Annotated in this window: 15 protein-coding genes and 1 pseudogene; 8 read left to right on the top strand and 8 right to left on the bottom strand. The window is 52.8% G+C overall.

The features are described 5' to 3' along the window. Positions 1–56: 56 nt before the first annotated feature. Both KGD89_RS14525 and KGD89_RS14530 read right to left on the bottom strand, forming a co-directional pair. Positions 57–1,472, bottom strand: a complete 1,416-nt coding sequence (locus tag KGD89_RS14525) for an aldehyde dehydrogenase family protein (protein ID WP_025260492.1) — start codon at positions 1,470–1,472, stop codon at positions 57–59. A 1-nt stretch (position 1,473) separates the two neighbouring features. Next, positions 1,474–2,523, bottom strand: a complete 1,050-nt coding sequence (locus tag KGD89_RS14530; RefSeq protein ID WP_025260493.1) for a homoserine dehydrogenase — start codon at positions 2,521–2,523, stop codon at positions 1,474–1,476. Between the two features lie 336 nt (positions 2,524–2,859). On the opposite strand from KGD89_RS14530, the gene KGD89_RS14535 reads away from it, so the two are divergent. The 3 genes from KGD89_RS14535 (at position 2,860) to KGD89_RS14545 (ending at position 5,706) form a co-directional block, all read left to right on the top strand. Continuing rightward, a complete protein-coding gene (locus KGD89_RS14535; protein WP_025260494.1) occupies positions 2,860–3,516 on the top strand; it encodes a hypothetical protein in 657 nt (218 codons plus the stop codon). Then, positions 3,513–4,718 (top strand): XRE family transcriptional regulator, encoded by a 1,206-nt coding sequence (locus KGD89_RS14540; RefSeq protein WP_025260495.1) that lies wholly within the window; start codon positions 3,513–3,515, stop codon positions 4,716–4,718. Before KGD89_RS14535 ends, KGD89_RS14540 begins: the two co-directional genes overlap by 4 nt. A 217-nt stretch (positions 4,719–4,935) precedes the next feature. Then, positions 4,936–5,706, top strand: a complete 771-nt coding sequence (locus tag KGD89_RS14545) for a hypothetical protein (RefSeq protein ID WP_025260496.1) — start codon at positions 4,936–4,938, stop codon at positions 5,704–5,706. Between the two features lie 76 nt (positions 5,707–5,782). Here KGD89_RS14545 and KGD89_RS14550 read toward each other — a convergent pair whose 3' ends face one another. Next, positions 5,783–9,169, bottom strand: a complete 3,387-nt coding sequence (locus KGD89_RS14550) for a P-loop NTPase fold protein (protein WP_025260497.1) — start codon at positions 9,167–9,169, stop codon at positions 5,783–5,785. A 319-nt stretch (positions 9,170–9,488) separates the two neighbouring features. On the opposite strand from KGD89_RS14550, the gene KGD89_RS14555 reads away from it, so the two are divergent. The 3 genes from KGD89_RS14555 (at position 9,489) to KGD89_RS14565 (ending at position 11,856) form a co-directional block, all read left to right on the top strand. Then, the gene (locus KGD89_RS14555) at positions 9,489–9,686 is read left to right on the top strand and encodes an AbrB/MazE/SpoVT family DNA-binding domain-containing protein (protein WP_025260498.1); all 198 of its coding nucleotides are present in this window, start codon (positions 9,489–9,491) and stop codon (positions 9,684–9,686) included. 110 nt (positions 9,687–9,796) lie between these two features. Further along, the gene (locus tag KGD89_RS14560; protein ID WP_143008703.1) at positions 9,797–11,005 is read left to right on the top strand and encodes a hypothetical protein; all 1,209 of its coding nucleotides are present in this window, start codon (positions 9,797–9,799) and stop codon (positions 11,003–11,005) included. A gap of 242 nt (positions 11,006–11,247) precedes the next feature. After that, complete coding sequence (locus KGD89_RS14565; RefSeq protein WP_025260500.1) at positions 11,248–11,856, top strand: hypothetical protein; 609 nt, start codon at positions 11,248–11,250, stop codon at positions 11,854–11,856. Between the two features lie 48 nt (positions 11,857–11,904). On the opposite strand, the gene KGD89_RS14570 is transcribed toward KGD89_RS14565, so the two are convergent. The 3 genes from KGD89_RS14570 to KGD89_RS14580 form a co-directional block, all read right to left on the bottom strand. After that, a complete protein-coding gene (locus tag KGD89_RS14570; RefSeq protein ID WP_025260501.1) occupies positions 11,905–13,173 on the bottom strand; it encodes a 3'-5' exonuclease in 1,269 nt (422 codons plus the stop codon). A gap of 387 nt (positions 13,174–13,560) precedes the next feature. Further along, positions 13,561–14,202: a hypothetical protein gene (locus tag KGD89_RS14575; RefSeq protein WP_025260502.1), complete on the bottom strand. Its 642-nt coding sequence runs from the start codon at positions 14,200–14,202 to the stop codon at positions 13,561–13,563. Continuing rightward, positions 14,193–15,929, bottom strand: a complete 1,737-nt coding sequence (locus tag KGD89_RS14580; protein WP_025260503.1) for a patatin-like phospholipase family protein — start codon at positions 15,927–15,929, stop codon at positions 14,193–14,195. The genes KGD89_RS14575 and KGD89_RS14580 overlap by 10 nt, the downstream gene beginning before the upstream one ends. Before the next feature lie 573 nt (positions 15,930–16,502). Here KGD89_RS14580 and KGD89_RS14585 point away from each other — a divergent pair. Beyond that, positions 16,503–16,826: pseudogene (locus KGD89_RS14585) on the top strand (endonuclease); the annotation flags it as partial. A 356-nt stretch (positions 16,827–17,182) separates the two neighbouring features. Then, the gene (locus KGD89_RS14590) at positions 17,183–17,419 is read left to right on the top strand and encodes a DUF6555 family protein (RefSeq protein WP_025260505.1); all 237 of its coding nucleotides are present in this window, start codon (positions 17,183–17,185) and stop codon (positions 17,417–17,419) included. 51 nt (positions 17,420–17,470) lie between these two features. Here the strand turns inward: KGD89_RS14590 and map are convergent, their stop codons facing one another. Beyond that, entirely contained in the window at positions 17,471–18,262 is a 792-nt protein-coding gene (map, locus tag KGD89_RS14595; protein WP_025260506.1) for a type I methionyl aminopeptidase, read from the bottom strand. Continuing rightward, positions 18,259–18,501, bottom strand: a complete 243-nt coding sequence (locus KGD89_RS14600; RefSeq protein ID WP_025260507.1) for a ParD-like family protein — start codon at positions 18,499–18,501, stop codon at positions 18,259–18,261. Before KGD89_RS14600 ends, map begins: the two co-directional genes overlap by 4 nt. Between the last annotated feature and the right edge of the window lie 36 nt (positions 18,502–18,537).

Raw genomic sequence — 18,537 nt, forward strand, 5'->3', positions numbered from 1 at the left:
TCCAAAAAAAACTCACCAACGCCTATAATTGCGGCCAATCCTGATAAGTATCAAGCCTAGTAACTCGGGCCATTGAGGCAGACAACTTTGGGCTGAGTCATGTCTTCATAGGCGAATCGAACTCCTTCACGCCCCATGCTTCCATATTTGAAGCCACCAAACGGCATTGCATCAAACCTGTAATCTGACGAGTCGTTGATCATCACACCCCCAGCCTCAAGTAGTTTGGCAGCCTTCATCGCCGTGTTCAGGTTGCTTGTGAAAATACCGGCATGCAGGCTGTACTCTGGCGTATTAGCGAGACCCAGAGCGTCTTCCAGAGTGTTGATCTCCTGCAAGATCACGATGGGACTAAAAACCTCCTCTTGCCAAATCTTGCATTTGGAGTTCACGTCCTCAAGCACGGTCGGGTAAAACAGCGTGCCTTCCCGTTTGTTGCCGAGCAGAATCTTAGCCCCTTTGCTGACAGCATCTTGCACAGACGATTCCGCACGTTTTGCAGCCGCTTCAGAGATCATCGGGCCTACGTCAGTACCCTCATCGGCTTGGTTTCCGACTATCAGGCTTCGCGACTTCGCAATAAAGCGCTCTTTGAATACCTGATAGATCTTGGTGTCGATGAGGATTCGCTGAGTACCAATGCAGTTCTGCCCTGCCGCCCAGAACGCACCAGAGACGCAAGAATCAACAGCGGCGGCAAGGTCACAATCTCCCATGACAATCACAGGTGCATTGCCACCGAGATCCATAGCCATCTTCTTGAGGCCGGCAGTCTTTGTTATCTGCTCCCCTGTAGCAAAACCGCCGGTGAACGAAATCATGCGCACAGCACGATGGGCAACCAAGGCTTTGCCCAGTTCAGCGTCACCGGTCACTACCGATACAACACCTGGTGGCAAACCCGCCTTGCTCAAGTAGCTAACCAACTTAATCGCCGAGAGGGGAGTCAGCTCGGAAGGCTTTAGCACTACCGAGTTACCCCCGGCGATGGCCGGGCCAAGCTTATGTGCAACCAGATTCAACGGGTCGTTGTAAGGCGTGATAGCCAGGATTACACCCAAAGGCTCACGAGTGAACCAACCTTGGCGCGTCTCCGATCCAGCATAGGAATCAAATGGGATCACTTCACCAGCATTGCGCTTCGCCTCCTCAGAGGACAGCTTGAGCGTGTTGACACAGCGGAGAACTTCTTTGCGTGCTTGGCGAATGGTTTTGCCCGATTCGTCAGAAATAAGCTTTGCGAAATCGTCCTTGTCTTTTTCTACAAGATTTGCAGCCTGCTCCAAAATACGCGAGCGCTCAGCTCGGGAGAGTTCACGAGCGATGACGGCTCCTTGTAGGGCAGCGTTGATCACCGCATGGGCAGCCTCTGCTGGAATCTTCGAAACCTCGCCAATCACGGTATTGTCGAACGGGTTGAAGACGGTGATTCCCTCAACGGTCTTAGGCAATGTCAGAGTCAAGCTGTTCATGTCAGTTGGCCTGTTTGGTTTTTTTCTTGTGAATGCTGACGATGTCCGAAATCAACGCGTAGGCGGTCTCAATTCGACCAGCTCCTGCGCCTACTACCGTCACAGGGCCAAGAAGGTTGGTCTCAAAAGTGACGGCGTTAGTGGCACCAGTAACACCTGCCAAAGCGTCAGTATTAGTCAGGAGCTGAGGGCTCACCGAAGCGGTCACTGCGCCACACGCACTGCGCTTGGCACTGCCAATCAGCTTCCACCGAGCATCGATCTTCGCGGCGCTCTGAATATCCGCAGCCGTGATCTTGGAAATGCCTTCACAAGAGACATCGTTCGGTGTGAGCTTGGCGCCTAGCAACTCGTTGGCTAGGATCACTACTTTGAGCCGCACATCGTGCCCCTCGACGTCAGCTGTAGGATCGGCTTCGGCATAGCCCAATGCTTGCGCTTTAGCCAATGCGTCGCCGAAGTCCAGACCCGCTTGCATGCTGCTCAGAATAAAGTTTGAGGTACCGTTCAAAATACCTTTGAAACCGGTGATTTCCGAACCCGCCAAAGTTTCTTGCGCCATACGGATTACGGGCGTGCCGCTCATTACTGCCCCTTCGAATTCGAACGACGAGCCAGTGGTCGTAGCAAGCTTCTTTAGGCTCGCCGCATGCAGCGCTACCGGGCCCTTGTTGGTGGTAACCACGCTGATACCTTTTTGCAGGGCGGCGCGGCAGAACGACGTTGCTGGCTCGCCGTCGATAGGGTTGGTGAACGTAGCTTCAGCTACGATGTCCGCTCCTGAGTGACAAATGACGTTTCCGTTGGCAGGTTCCGCATTCCCATTTTCCAAGGAGGCGAATGCACCTTTTTCTGCTGGCACTGCGACCAATGTGTGCGGGTCAAGGCCGTGCTTGTCGATCACGGAACCCAAGAAGATATCGCTCACACCTACGATTTTTAATGTGAACCCGAGCTCATCAGCCCAAGCATCTTTTTTTTCAGCAACCAACTGCGCAAGTGCTCGATTAACGCCGCCGAAACCCAGCAAAGCGATTTTGTATTCAGTCACAGCAATGGCCTCATTTTGTCGTTCTTCAATGAGGAGAATCGTAAGCCGCAACGCTGGTTAACCGAATATGCCATTCAGATCGATCTGACGCGCAAAAAGCTCGAAACGTATGTCAATTTGAATTCTGTGATTTTTCTCCGACGTTAACCAGCCTGGATTCCTCCATCTTCCCTCCTAGTTTAAGCAAGGTGTATTGCGCGGACGTTTACACTATGGTGAAGGTCGTGCGCTAAGGAGGTAGAGAGGGCCTCAACAATCTAGAAACCTACAAAAACCACGTTTACACGAAATTTTTCATGGCTATAATCTCGCCATCCGAAATCCGAGAACCTCTACATGACCAAAACCCGCCAGCCCACCATTCCCGAGTTATTGATCCATCACGTCCCTCGAAACATTGTGATGGGTGCCGAGGATGCCTTTGAAGCAGGTGCGCTCCGTGCCTATTTGGACACAAAGGACATGGACAAAAATCATCGGAAGAATGCGCTTGGGCAGATGCGGGCTTTTCGGATGAACGAGTCTTTCGAGCAGATGCTGCTTGCCGCCGACGCAGTCCACACCCACCTTAAAGGCAATGGCGTCGTCCTGGGCCATGCCGGCATCTTCAAGTTTGGTCGGGTGAATATGTCTTCCACCCTGTGGAACAACGTCAAGCGCGGCGCCACCCGTCGTCAGCTCGCGGAGGCCAACCTGGCCATGACTCAGCTGGTTCAGCCATCGCTGTTTGCTCCGGAACCTATCACCTCCGGCACGTTCTTTTTCGTGTCGTGCTTTAGCGGCTCCCTGACCAATCAGCCCGAAGCACCTTTGGAAATTCACATCGCGGTGCCGGATGCGGAAATGAAAGGTTGGCTTTTCCGAGAGTCGTTGAGTAAGTTCCTCGCTCGCTACGATGCAGAACCAGAGCAGGTGGACAATGCGAAGCCGAAGCTCAAAACAGGTTTGCTCGAAACAGGTCTATTCGAAATAGGACAAAATACAGAATCATGAGTCGCGGAATCACAGGGTTCGAGCCGGGGCGGCTAGTACAAGCGCTCGCGGCTCGTGGCCTTTCTCAAGTCGCACTGGCAAGCATGGTGGGGGTATCCCCTGCCACGATAAGCAAGTGGAAAAGCGGCCAGCAATCCCCTGAGGCCGAAGCATTGGCCAACCTTTCTCAAGTCATCAATGTGGCTCCAGAGTGGTTCACACGGCCCATGCCCGGAAAGTGCTCTCTCCCTCTGTTCCGAAGCAATGCCTCGGCGCATGCCAGCGCCCGTACGATGCTCGAAGCACGTCTCGAATGGGCTCAAGACATCGCGTTAGCCCTGGCTGAGTTCGTAGACTTCCCTGAAGTGAATCTGCCGAAGCGCACGTTCACAGATCCAGAACAGATCACCAATGCTGATATCGAAGAAGCTGCCGATGAGTGTCGTGAGCTTTGGGGCCTAGGTCGACGTGCGATACCTGACTTGGCAATGGCGGTCGAAGGTGCCGGCGTTATCTTAGTGCGCGAAGAAACGGGCGTTGCGACCATCGAGGGACTGTCTGCGTGGAGTGAGGTTTTGAACCGCCCGCTGGTGCTGCTTTCCGCTGACAAGCAAAACGGCTTTCGCAGTCGTTTCGACTTGGCTCACGAGCTCGGCCACTTGATTCTACATAAAGGAATCGAGCGGTCGACTGACCCGGTTCGTCACAAAATGATGGAAGACCAGGCCCACCGTTTCGCTGGAGCCTTCCTGCTCCCCGCAGAGACGTTCGCTGCTGAAGTCCGGAGCCCAGTCACCCTGGACAGTCTCTTGCTACTCAAGCAACGCTGGGGCGTTTCTGTGGCTGCAATGGTCATGCGTCTTTGGGCATTACAGGTCATTGATGACGATGCAAAGGGCCTGCTTTTTAAGCGTCGCTCGGCTCGCTGGGGCGTTAAGGCAGAACCTGGAGATGAAGGTCGCACACCTGAGCAACCTCGTCTTCTTAGACGCACTGTCGAGCTGCTGGCCTCTTCGGGGGTCTTACCTGTGAACGGAGTCGCTGCCTACATCGGCCTGGCAGCAACGGATATCGAGATGTTGACAGGCTTGCCCAACCGTTACCTCAGTGGCAATGCTGAAGTAGTACACTTGGCCAAGCTCAAGACCAATACCAGCCCGGTCACTGTTGAGCATGAAGCCCCAGATGCAGGGGTGGTGCTCGCATTCAATCGCCGCAAATGACTTGTATGGAGGCCAAATAATTTGACCTCCATCGACTAACTATCTCCTCAGGATGCTGATAGAGCGACACGCCTGTGGTGCCTATCCGCTCTAGGAACTTCAAGCCAACCACACACCTGGAGAGTCAGTGCCCTTCCGCCTCGGTTGAATCTTGGGAGCAATTTCCGAAAGACTGAATTGGAAGGAGTTTACGACCCCCATTTTCAAGGATGAATGAATGTCCATCGTACAGCGCATACTCCTACCCGATACCAGCCTAACTCATACTCACATCCTGAGCGCAGTCGGCCTTGCAGATCGTCTTTGTGAGGCGTCCGGAACGCCGGATGTCATTTTCCTTGTACCAGCCAAACCATCACTCACCTCTGGTTCTCTCCATCAAGCTCTAGGCGCGACCATCCACAATGCATTGGTCAAAGACAAGCCGGTGACGCTGCCCAGCGGCGCTCAGATGCGTTGCGAAACCATCAAGACGTTGCAGTGGGTCACTAAACCATCCGTGCTGATTGCCGTATTCGCCAACCAGTCCATGATGGATAAAGTCGATTCGCTGCAGGGTCTGGTGGCCATTCTGGCTGTTCCTTGGACTCCAGATGCAATCGAAAATTGGGTAAAAACGTGGTCACCCAAAGTGTTAGGAAATGGTGCCAAGTCCGGCAAGCCAGTCGCAAAGCTGATTGCTGATCCCATCGTTGAGCAAGCAATGAAGTCCCTGACCTCGGTGATCAATCGGGGCACCGCCGTCCTAAACGGCTCCGATGAGGATCATGCAAAGCGCATCCTCAGAATCTTGCGTGCACATAACCACCAAGAACCTGCAGAGAATATCAAGCTCTGGGCCATCAATAATGGCTGGCTGCCGAAAACAGCAGAGCGGCTGGAGACCTTGGCTGAAAAGACCTTCGCTTTGCGTTCAAAACCGAAGCTTGAGAATCCGGTTCAGGCTGAGCAGAGTTACCAGCGTTGGATTGAGGCAGCCAAGTCGTGACAGCCTCCTTCCAATAACTGGCATTTGCGCCGCTATTGCCAGCACTCTTCATCAGGCCCGGATCTGGAACAGCCCATTACTTATCTTGCTCGGGTTCCGGATCACGCGCGGCCCCTTTTAGCGACTGGATCAGGCGCTTGAAGCCCTTGGTTTGAGCAAAATTTTTGTACAGGGTCGGGGTGATTTCCGAAAGCTTGGCAACGGCCTCCCCCATCGTATTCCTGAGCTCAGTTGAATATCTGAAGGCTGCGATCTGCTCGGCCTTCGCATCAAAGAATTTGGCCAAGGCTGGAAGGCTTTCGGCATTCCGGCTGAGGTAGGCAAGGAACAGTACGATCCGTTGCACCTCTTGCGGATTGGACGGCTGAGCATCCGGAATGAGATGACCATATTTCGACAACGGGATGGCGAAATCATCGGGCTCAACTGATTCGGCAAAGAGCATCGACCTCAAGCGAATCCCAATGACATCACGTTGCTGGGCATCAAGCAGCTTTAACAGCGAATCCATCATGGTGTACTGGGCTGCTCCCCACGGTGAGATGACAGTACCGTTCGCCAGGGAAGTGAGCACGTCAATCAAGGCATCGCCGACAGCCGGAATCGTCGGTATCGAAACCCCTATGTTCACTATCCCATTCAGGATTGCCTGATGCTGTTTCGCTCCGGCCAAGATCATCTGTACCCATTCATCACGAGCAAGCTCATTGCTCGTGAGCTGATTGAGAAGCCCCTGCCGAGTGCTGGGCAACACTTTCTCATCCGACGCCATGATGACATTGATCAGTTGGACATCCGCCTTAAGAGCGTCCCTACAAGCCTTTTCAATATGAACATCCCAGGCAGTGAGCCAAGCCGCGATATCAGCCTCGGCTAAGCCAACCCCCGCAAGCGCCTGAGCAAGCACGCTGAACTTTGTAGTTACCCAATCACAGTTCAGCGTACCAATACGTCGCCCCTGAATGAGGTAAGCCAAATAGCCGGCAATTGACTCTCCCACTTGGGGGTCGGCAACCAATTGGAACAAAGCACCTGTGGTGAGCGATGCGTTCGCCAAAGCCCGGAAGACTGAAGATTCGAACACATTATCCAAATCATCCAGCTGGGCGAGCGAATCGGCGTCAGACTGGCGGATAAACGTAACCGCAGCCACCGCCTTGATTAGCGGACTGGCGTTGTTTGCCAGCAACGTGGTAACCGCAGCACCTACAACCGGATCAACGTTCGTGGCCAATCCCAATCCCAGCACCGCGTTTTCCACTTCGCCGGCAGCACCTGTAAATTTCGCCAAGAGGGCCGCGTCCCCCGCCGAGATTCCTCCTGTGATGCCTGCACCCAATTTACGCTCCCCGTATAACCATTCGAGCGCTGGTACGACACATTCTGTCGGCAAAACAGTTACGCCGATCTGATGGTCAGCACAGCTAACCAACTGCAATTGCGCATCTGGCAGGCGCGCGCTCGCGAGTGTGAAGCCATTGGCTTTTATCACTTTCAAATGGGCGATATCAGGTAGCAGGTGCATCACATACTCAGACCGCGTCACAACGATCTCTTCAAACCCAAAACCTTGAGCTTGGAGATAATTGTCGTACTCCCGCAGGAGATTCCAGGCCGGCGGCAGTTGCTCTTGGTCGAAAGCAGAACCAAGAATTTTCATGAAGTTGGTTTTCAACTGAGCGCCATGGGTAGCCAGCAACTGCCCATTCAATCCATGACCTTTGCAATAGACTACTGCGTCATAGAACTCTTCAGAGCCCGTCTGCGACTCTCCGAATAATTTTAGCTGCGAGGTGTTGAGCAGTCCTAAGACAGTCCCAATCCAATCGCCTTCACGTGTTTGATGTGCCTTGACAATGGTTGGTAGCAGAGACGCAAGCACCGGCCCCTGGGAAAGGAGCCGCTTCACAGCATCGGAGAAACCGAACAATGATGTGAGTCTGCCTAGAGCCTCATGATCCTCGTTGGCAAACGCTTCTACCAATGGCGTGTCCAATAGCTCGGCTATCGCGATATCACCTGAGGTCAGATAATGAATCTGCAGGAACTGAATCTGCCAACCGGTCTCCATGGAATCGCCCAGGGTACTACCCAGCAAGACCTTAGTGTCCTTGACCAGCCCAGCTTGCTCCTCCCCAATTTCTTTCACATACACCGCCGAGAACCCATCAGTACGAAGAATCTCCACCAACGAGAGCTCGGCGTACTTACAGAGCAGAAGATGACTGGCGACAGCGAGCAGGCTGATTTCCTCTCCTACCACCAAGGCCGTTGTTGCGATGTCGTTGATGAATTTTTTTTGCAGCCGTGGAGTGACCAGATTGTTGGCCATGGGACTGTGGCGCTGCAGCAACTGCGCGCTCTGCTCTATTACCTCCCCGCCGATTTCCGGAAAGGTGTGTTTCCACAACTGACGAAAGCCATCTTTCCAGCCTGAGGTAATGACAGGTGGCGACCGGAATACCACTGGGAATTTTTTCGCTATGAAATCCCTGGCATCGTAACGTCGATCTCCGTCGGCCTTCAGATACTCAGCCACTTTGCTTGAGCAGAACGGAACTATGACGGTCAGATTCACAGCCTTGGTAGCAGCCTCGATAAAGATCTCTAGGTCACTCCACACCGATCGAAGGCTCTCTTTTGGCAAGCGATCAAGGTTGTCCAGGATGATCACAAAACGCTTGTCCTCAACCACACTTAGCTGTTCGAGAAGCGTTTTCTTAAGATCAAGAGGCGTTACCTCCTTGCCTACCTCGATCTTCTCCTCAATATGGTCGTCGCTGGAGCCTTTGAACAAGCTTAGAAGGCTCCACTTCTGAGCACCAACCTGCACCTTCCTGTGCCAGAGTTTAGCGGCGATAAGGATTAGCACTGGGCTGAAAAATGAAACGAGATGCACAGCTACAAGCCACCAAAAGGGGTCTTGCAGTGTGTTGGTGAGCACGACGGCTTCCGGCGACGTCCCTGTGATGGCGGCATGAGAACTACGCGAAAGTGCGAAAAGCTCCCGGAATGAGGTGGCAGCAAAAAACAGGCTGGCGACCAGTGCCAACGCCCAAGCACTGACTCGACTCGTTGTTCGTTTGCTGTACTCAAACAACCGTCCAAGGGCTCGGTCGCGAGAGGCCTTCAGGGCCTCTGCAGCCTTGCTGACATGAGGTACTTCCTTGAGCACCTCATCGGTGAAGAGCTCGATAAAATTGCTCTTGGTCGACCCCTGATAATTCTGCTCACAATCAAATACCCATACCCTGAAGTCAGAATCGGCGGCCATCAGCTTTGACTTCAACATATAAAGAATCGAGCTCTTACCAGAGCCAAACTCACCGTCCAAGCCCACGACCTTGGAAGGTGCATCACTCAGCAAGTGACGATGAATCGCGCTAGCCACTTTGTCATGGCTGCCACCGGGAAATACGTCCTGAGTTGCCGGGTGCTCGGTATGGAAATTAATCAACCGCATAAGAAGTCCTTCTATTTCATCCGTACGTGTTGTGTCATCGCCGCGAGCTCAGAATATCGCCGGAGCCTGAAGACTCATGACCACGCGATAATGCGCCAAGATGATGCCAGCTTAGAAAACACCATATGTGGTAGTGATATTGCAAAAAAGCACAAGATAGTGGCACATTGTGTGGATGGCAAGCTGCCATTAAGGCTAAGGTAGTGCGGTTTGGTCGGCGCCATCTGGAATTATCGGTTCGCCACCATGATTAGTCCGACAGGCCAACACAGGCGCGGTTACAGCACGCGAGAAAAATCAGAATTCAAGATGAACTGGCTTGACCACCACAGACGAAAGCGAACGCTGGATTACCGAATGCCGAGATGCTGGAGATGGGATAGGCGATCTCATCATGACTTTGCCGCCTGATTTTATTGCCCAAACGGGCTTGGAAATCGGAGATGAGCTGAACATCGGGGTCGAAAATTGCGCGATAGTCCCCGCTGAAAAATCTGATGCGTCCTTGACCCCATAATGCTGGGGCTTGGGAGGTGACTTCCCCAGCCGCTTTACGCTGGAGCTTCTGAAAGTCTGTACAGAGCGCTGGTACGTCTCCAACAACTTCAGCGATCCAAATGGTGCGGGATGGCATCACCAAAGGAAATGTGTGCGGTGTTGACGCAAAACCTTGAGTACTCATTCGGTATTAAATCAGATGACAGCTGCTCTATCGGTATCCTCTCTCTTGCTTCTTCAGCGGTCGATGCAGAAAGATCGGGCACAAGCGTTGCCATGAAATGTGCCAGGCGGAATACGCTGCCTTCGAAAGCAGCCCTCACGGAAATCGCAATGAAACTTTTGACAGACAGAGACAAGGCAGCTCTTAAAGCAGCAATCCCAAAGCTCGCGCCACTCGTAGGTGCAGACAAATTCGTAGGTGCATATGAGGCCTTCAAAATCCTCGTTGACTCCCGCAAGGAAGCGAGGGTTAAACGATACTGCTTAGCGCTTCTTTCAGAGCTCGGCGAAGTGGATCTGCAGAAGGTGAATCCATGGGATGACAGTCTGGACATCGACTTCGGGGATTTACTGCAGACCTGCATGGATGACAGTGATAGTCGAAAAACCGAAGCCTACGCTCGCCTCACCGCAGCTATAACCTTGCGGAACCTCGACACTGAGTACAGACGACACTTCATCATTGCGCTAAAGCAACTAAGCTCTAAGGAACTCTTGCTGCTCCAGCAAGGTTACGTTGCCAGGCATTCGGAAATTGTCCATGACGATGGATTCGATGTTCTCAATCAGGCCACCGTGTACAACCCTAAAAAGCTCGGAGTCATTGGCGGTCTTTCGGTGGAAGTCTTTCGGCGCCTCGGCTTCTTAAACAACGACGGTATCACCTCTCTGGGCGAGAAATTTGTCGAATCCACGCATTCGAAAGACGATCTGACTGCAGACGCTCTCGGATGGAGAGTTTGGCAGAAGGAAGCGATCGCTGTCGTAGTCGGCGATCTACGTAAGTTAATCCTTTTTAGGGAGGTAATGAAAAATCACCGAGTGAAAGTGAGTGAGCTAGCAGACTCGGTGCTAACGAGCGCTCGTAACAACCGCATAGCTTTTACCGCAGTTGTTTTCCTTGGCCCATTTGGCGGGTTGACGCACAGCCAGAAAATGAAGTGGTCGGGCTATACCGAAAAGCACCCGGGTCAGTGCGTGTTAATCGACGCAGAAGCAGGCACCCTCAACGGACGATACAGTAAAACGTTTAGCGTCCACGCCCCTTTAGAGGAGACGGCAAGATCAATCCTGCACCATTACAAGTATATCGTTGACGATCCGATCATCCCTTAGCTAGCTCAAACAGAGGGGGAACCGTCCGGCCAAAACATCTTCCTTCTTGTTCGTTTGGGGCTATGGAATCTGCCTCTGTCGGTGTCAGTTACACGGATCGAGCTTCGGCTCTAGATAGATCTACTGAAGATCAAAGACCATGCCACCGGCGGAAGCAGGAAACGCAGTACGAACCAATCGAACACCGATCAGTTACAGACTATATGACCATCGGCAATTGCAAGCGCCACAAAGGATTATACGTGACATTTCTCTCCAAATTATTTCGGCAAAAAGCCACCCAAGCAACTGACTACGAGCAGGAATTTAATGCCAGTTTACTTCGCACGAAGAAATGGAAGCTGAACCCACCAGCTTTTACAAGTCTGCCAGGACGACTACTGACCGAAGATGTGATGCCCCTGATCCAAAAGTGTTGGATCTCTGAGCTAGACGGCTGGGGCTATGAGGACTTCTCCCAGAAGTGCTTCCAGGTCACAAGTAGCCTGCAGGAGCCTCTCCAAGAACTGCTTGGCGTTCCTTTGTTCTACACGTTGGGATATGTACAGGAAGACGGAAAAGGGCCCATCTTTCACACGGAGGTAGCGGAACTGAAACGGTTGATTAGGAACAAGCAGCCACTCGGACATATCAATCTACATGCCTGGCTTACGTTGCCCACTTATGAAGTCTTGGATTTCACACTGCTAACAACGCTCGGCACCTTGCTCGACATTCCAGGCCTCAAAGGTCGAGCGGTCGCAGGACACCCTGCCGGCTTTCCGGGGCACCCGAGCTATCATCCTCAACTTGTAGGAGATGAGTTTCTGATCCAGTGTGGGCTCTCGCAAAGGGTCATATTTTTCACTTGAAGACTTTAGAACTGGGAGGGGGCTCCAACCCTCGTGGGCACTTCGTGGTCACCCCGAAGGTGCTTGCCATTTCTCAACGTAGCCAAGAAACTCTTCATGTGACTTACGCACGGTTTTCCAACTGCTTATGTCGGCCAGTTTTTCTCTTGTTTTAGCCGTTGTGACCACAAGACGCCTCTTGGCGCGGGAAATACCCACGAAGAACGTGCATCGAACTTCATGGGTATCATTGCCCCAATAGGCCTCTTTCTCCAGACCTAGCAATATGACCGAATCAAACTCAAGACCCTTGCTCTTGTGAACGGTCAGGATGCGGATTGACTGGTCATCAGACAGCTGGGCAAGGGTTTTGAGCAGGTCAGGCTCTTGGTCTAATGCAGCATCAATATGTTTCTTGAGATCCCGGATGATCTCCTTCAAGCGATCACGCGATTCGTAATCATGGGAAAGGCCCGTCAATAGGCTCACACCCACCATGGACAGAAACTCTTTCAGCAGCGTCCACCTCCGCGCGTAGTTCTTTGCGGCGAGATCCTCAGCCGCAGTCTTGCGTGCTTCCTTGATAAACCTGTTCCAATCGTTTCGTACGGATCCCCCGTGGTCGTCGTCATCGGCTGGAATGATCCGCCTCAACAACCGTGTCCAGGCTTTCGGTTCCCGCGAACCATAGAGGCACAGCAGGAAGTCCACGATGACCAAGGCAATGGGCTCGGTGGTGATGTCCTGCATCTGGTTTTCGTTTCGATAGGCGATACCAAGCCCATCAAGCGCGGAGGTCAACCGGACGGTGTAGGCCTCAGGATAACTCCTGACCAACACCGCAATGTCAGAGGGCGCCACACCCTCGACGTTGATCCAGGTGTTGATCTGATCGGCAAGACTGAAGGCCTCGTCAGTGCAGTCATTGAAAGACTGAAGCAGGATCTCGCCGCCCTCACCGCCCAACAGCTCTGTGGGCATTTCAGAACCGGGATCGAGCACTTTGATGAGGTCGTTCTGCAGCCTGAGAAGCTGAGGTTGCGAGCGAAAATTGCGGTAGATGTTGAGATGGCTGGCTGCAAAATCCGCTTTAAACTTTCCGAATACGCCGTCGAGCGCGCCGGCCCAGCCCATGATTTTCTGTTTCACATCCCCGACCGCAGTGATCCGACGCGCCGTACCACCAAAAATCTTGCTTACCAGCGTGTACTGCTCGTCCGTGCAGTCCTGAAATTCATCGAGAAAAACATCACTGTAGGTTTGGTACCCACCACGTGCAGGATCATCCGAGTGATCTTGAGTGAATCGATTTCTTCGTCCGAAAAAAAGCTCATGCAATCTCCATGTCGTAGCACCCTCCTATAACCGTAGGAGAAGTGGTTCGCCTCGGCAGGTTAATGCGGCAATGTCGCATCCGTTGCAGCCTTGCAAAGGCCGACACCATTCCCGAAAACATGGGATTGGTAGTAATGCAGTGGTCGGAGCATATACGTAAAGGATGGCCACCAGCCAGCAGTCGGGACACGTGTATTGGGTTGGAACTGATATAGGAATCGCATGGTCACTGGTGGGGGATACGGGGCTGGTGGGCGTCCATTCAGCCCGAAAAAAAATGGACTTTGAACCACACGCTTACGACCAATGTTTACGGCGGTTACGACCTTGACTTACCGGGGGTGAGCCTAAGTTTGGCAGCTACCAGCATTCTTAGCGTATGGCAGGCAGTTATTTGTCGAACGACTTGTCACCGCGATGTGGCTTTGCGCGCGGCGACTCGGTTTGGCGAGAGCCGTCCCGGTCATTCGCATCAACCCCACCCGCCTCATCAATACGGTCTACAGCGTCAGCCTGATCCGGCTCCTTGATGAAAGGCAAGCCAAGGAGCTCGCTGCTGCCACCTGGAGCTTTTTTAGCGTCGAGAGAAGGACTAGTAGACGTCCCAGATAAGTATGCAGACGTGTCAGCCAAATATTTCGAAAGGTCAATGTCTGAGGAAGAGCCTAGAGAACCTAAGGATCCCGACGAAGAAAGGTCGGAGCTGCTCAACTCTTCGTCATGCTGCTGGTTACCGTATTCCAGAGCCCATCGAGAGTAATCAGTGTGGTAACCGTCATAGGGAATGGCCGCCAGATCGCGGAGATGCTCTTTGTACTCCTGATGGTAGGAGTGCTCTGAATTCAGGAGCTCATCGGATCTGAGGGCAGTCAATCCCTTAAAAAACGCTCGCCGCTTCATGGCCGCCCCAATGATTGAGGATACCTTCTTGACCCGCTGCGCATGCCCGACCGGTTTCAGGTTGTCAGACTGGCGACTGGCCGAATCAAACTCCTCGACATCGCCATTACCATAATCAATAGCTATAAGCATGAGTTTGTCCCTTGTACGAAATCAGCAATGCCATCACCACGATTGTAGTCATTGACGATATCTCCGACGCAAGCGCTCAAATCCTTCAAATGCTCTCGAAGCGTTGAGTTGTGATCAAAGATCAAAAAGTCGAGCTCAATCATAATCACACAAGGCTTGGCGGCTGCTCCCGACACGATGTTTGCAGGGCGCAATGGAACACAGATAACCCACTGAGCACTTAGCGAGTTGGCCCTGAAGATCCTTTCAGAAGGGTCGACTTTCGAGATACGCACAGCTCCTTCTTTCCAGGCAACGCCACCTGGATGGCTCGCAGTGATAACGCTGCCGAAACCTGCGTCGCGCTGGTAACCAGCGGTTGACACCAAAGAGAGCAGCCTGGGCGTGTGGTCGCGTTTAGCGAGAATTGCGACCCGCACTTTCCCTGTCAGAGAATCTTCGTGATGGAGGATGCCTTTAAAACTCTCCATTAACTTCAGTATGTCCAGGAGAATTGCCTGCGCTGCAGACCTGAGCGCCTTTGGCGCATCCACCAACTCAGTGGATAGCTGAGCCAAAGTGACCTGTTTCGCCTGTAATGCTGCGAGATAGACAGAGTTAAAATCTTTATCGAAATCGAGCATGCCCCAGCTTGTTTTGAGTGGGATCTTGGCAAGGCGGCCCACCGCACGGGTATCTATCTCTGCGGTGCCGTTCACTATTGTGTTGATGATGGATGAAGACCAGTGTTTGGACTCAGCGTTAGAGGTCACAATGCTTAAGGCGATAGTGGGAATCTCAGGGCTAATAAGCCGCTCTTCGTCAAATGGCCAAGCTGGAAGATTAGAGACGAACCCGCCATCCAAAAAATGGTGAGTGACAGTCTTCTTTTTACCAGCTCTTTGAAAAGAGATTTTCCAAGGCTTGAAAATTACGGGCAGGCAGATAGATGCGGCGACTGCGTCAGCCACCGCCACATCCGGGGTAGTCTGTACGCTGAAAACCTCGACGCTCTCAGCTGACGTATTGGTCGCTATGATCTTGAGCGGAATCTTCTTCGCCTTTTTCAAATCCGAAAAAGTTACGTCCCGAGGAGGCTCTCCGTTCGACGGAAGGGCCCAGCCGAGCTTGTGCATCATGGCGGCATTCACGAAATCTCGCACATGATCAAGGGTTGTAAGGCCATCGGAGATTTTTTTGACCAGCAACCCCAACAATATCGCCATTACCAAATTCAGAGGCAGCCCCAGCCAAACGCTGTAGGCAATAGCCAAATAACTGAGGTATGCGTATCCAAAAACCAGACCAGCTCCGCTGAGATAAATCAGCTTAAGACGTTGCGCTGTGGGCAACCACCTGATCAATTGCAGCCAGCCCCACCCAATTCCAGAGAACAGGTCGGTAGGTTTCTTGGCCCTTGTGCCCGGAGGCATCCTGTTGAAAAGATGCTTGGGTTCAGAAAGATCGGCATCGAGGAGATCGTTACCGGTATAACCTGCCGCGATCAACGCCGCTACGATCGAACCAGCAGACGTTCCAGCAACGCCTTTCACATCAAGATTTAACTCATTGATTGCGGTAAGAGCGCCTACGTGAACAACACCGCGAGCGCCACCCCCCTGCAGCGCAAGGAAGATTGGCCGCTTTTTGACGGGCTGAGCTTGGGCACCCTCACCTTGCTGCTTGGCTTTCTTCTTAGGCGTGGCCTTCAGATCCAGTTCGAAGTTAGTGGGTGTCAAATTGGACATTGAGTACTGTCTCTGTTGTCTCGGCCAAAAGAGTGGCACCGTAACATCAAAGCGTTCTAAATCGACGCCTCGCGACGAAAAAAAGCTTCTCCGCTGTACGCTAGAAAAGGCATCTGGTATTTCAAGTTTTCTGAAATGGCTACGTGGAACGGGTCTTAGCAACGCAAGGGAGTTCCGTGCTTCCTGGTGCTCAAAAGACAGCGCTCAACTGCGAGTAAGTTTGTATTGGCAGGTTGGTTTTGCGGCAGAAGGAGACAAAAAAGGTGGGAGATTCGCTCAGGAAACTAGGGCGATTGGTCACAAGTCCTGCCTAGCCAAGGTCGAAGAAGGGACTGAAATACAATGATTCTCTTTGAATGTGGCTGTCACTACACACGATACGCACGCGGCAAAACGCTGCACAAGCATACCGTTCGTCGGGAAACGCTCTTGCCTCGTTTAGCCTCTTAAAATGTCAACATTGACAGAGATTCGCAAAGTAAACAGAAACAAAAAATCTACTATGCCATTGTTTTATATGGTTTTTTAGATCTAAGCCTCAAATGTCAATGCAGGGTCTGATCGGATAAGAATGTCAACGGTGACAGGAGCAACTTCAGTTTTGGCTGGCTGCCCGAGCAGAAAGGCCAATACGGTTCCTGCCTGACGCAAGTGGATTTCAAGGCAAAAAAGGTCATGCCACGCCCTTCGATCCGCGGAATGATCGCGCGCACTTACTTCTACATGAGCAAGCAGTACAATTTGCGGCTGTCACGCCAGGATCAGCAGCTCTATCAGGCTTGGAACAAGACTTATCCGGTTCAGGAGTGGGAGCGTCAGCGCAATCAGCGGGTTGCCTGCGTCATGGGCCGCGGTAACGAGTTCGTGGGGCCAGTGAATCTCAAATCCTGTAGCTGAGTCACCTTTATACATCCGTTTGATCAGTTTTCCATGAGTAATCCATGCATATGGATAAGGCCCTTAGCCACTCATCGGACAACTGTTCACCTGGATCCAAAACCCTGTAATTTCCCTCTTCGTGTCCTGCTTGACCCACGACAGTATCTGCCCGAAAGCACTGTAAATACGGGCAGCCTACCGGGCAGGATGCTAGAGACCGCAGTCCGATCAGAACCGTCTGAATTAATTGCAACCCTGTATCGATCTCGAAATGAAGTAGCAATGCCACGTGCATGACGCACGCCCCAGCTACCTGTACTCCCACGTACTCATTTTCAGATGGCGTAGCCCTTACGCCCAACAGGCAGGCATGAATGACAACTCAAACGGAATTTGAAATTCATTATCAGTTCAAGGGCGAAGCTCGCCACTTTCTGCATCAAGCCCTGCTTCTGAGTCAAAGCGACGCCCTTCATATCGCCACGCTGCATGCCGGAGTCGGAACTGTCAGTGACAATGTATCCGCAGGCCCCATACGCACGGCGATCTTGCAGGCGCAGGGCTTTGGTGTGACGCAGGTGCATTGGAAGAAGTGCACTGCAAATATCTGAGCCTTTCTGAAAATGAAACCGGCCCCTCAAGGGCCGGCTTCATCAATGCGCTCAGATCGGGGCGTATTCGCCCGTGCCATCAGGCCAGGGTGTCAACAGCTCGAACCCCGTCTGGGTCACGGCAACCATATGCTCCCACTGGGCGGACAATGACAGGTCACGTGTCAGCACCGTCCAGCCATCGGCCAGGGCCTTGGTTTCCGGCCTGCCGGCGTTGATCATCGGCTCGATGGTAAACACCATTCCCGGCTTGAGCTTGAGGCCCTTGCCAGCAGTGCCGTAGTGCAGAACCTGCGGCTCTTCGTGGTAAGTGCGACCGATGCCATGCCCGCAATACTCGCGCACGACACTAAAGCCTTCGCGGTGTGCAACCGTCTGGATAGCGTGGCCGATATCACCCAGCGTGGCCCCCGGACGTACGGCATGGATACCGGCACATGTGGCTTCATAAGTGGTCTCGACCAGCCGTTTGGCCAGCGGACTGACGTCACCCACTAGGTACATGCGACTGGTGTCGCCATACCAGCCATCCTTGATGACCGCCACATCGATATTGACGATATCGCCGTCCTTGAGAATGTCCGTCGGCGAAGGAATGCCATGGCAGACCACGGCATTGGGGGAAATGCAGGTGGTCTTGGTGAAGCCGTGATAACCCACGTTCGCCGGGATGACTTTCAGCTCTTTCACGATGTATTCGTTGCAGATGTCATCAAGGGCTTCAGTGCTGACACCGGCCTTCACATGCGGCGCAATCATGGCCAATACTTCTGCTGCCATCCGGCCCGCAATGCGCAACTGGACCAGATCCTGTTCGGTCTTGAGCGTGATACCGCGACTCATGAGGCCACCCGCACAACCGACGAGATATCGGATGCCTGAGCAGTCAGCACGGTACCGCCCGCATCTTCGGCACGAATCAGCATCTGACAGATTTCGCTGTAGTTGAGTGTCGGATGAAGCTCGGCAAGCATGCCGATGCGCATCCAGTGCTCAGCCTGGGCGTTGATGGAACGGCTCAAGGCCACGCTGGCCGAGCGCAGATTGGCGTGCATGTGTTCAGAAATCTTTACCAGCCCCATGGCTCACCTCATATGGAATATACGAATCATATATGT

It is taken from the genome of Pseudomonas cichorii (genome assembly GCF_018343775.1).
Lineage (GTDB): Bacteria > Pseudomonadota > Gammaproteobacteria > Pseudomonadales > Pseudomonadaceae > Aquipseudomonas > Aquipseudomonas cichorii.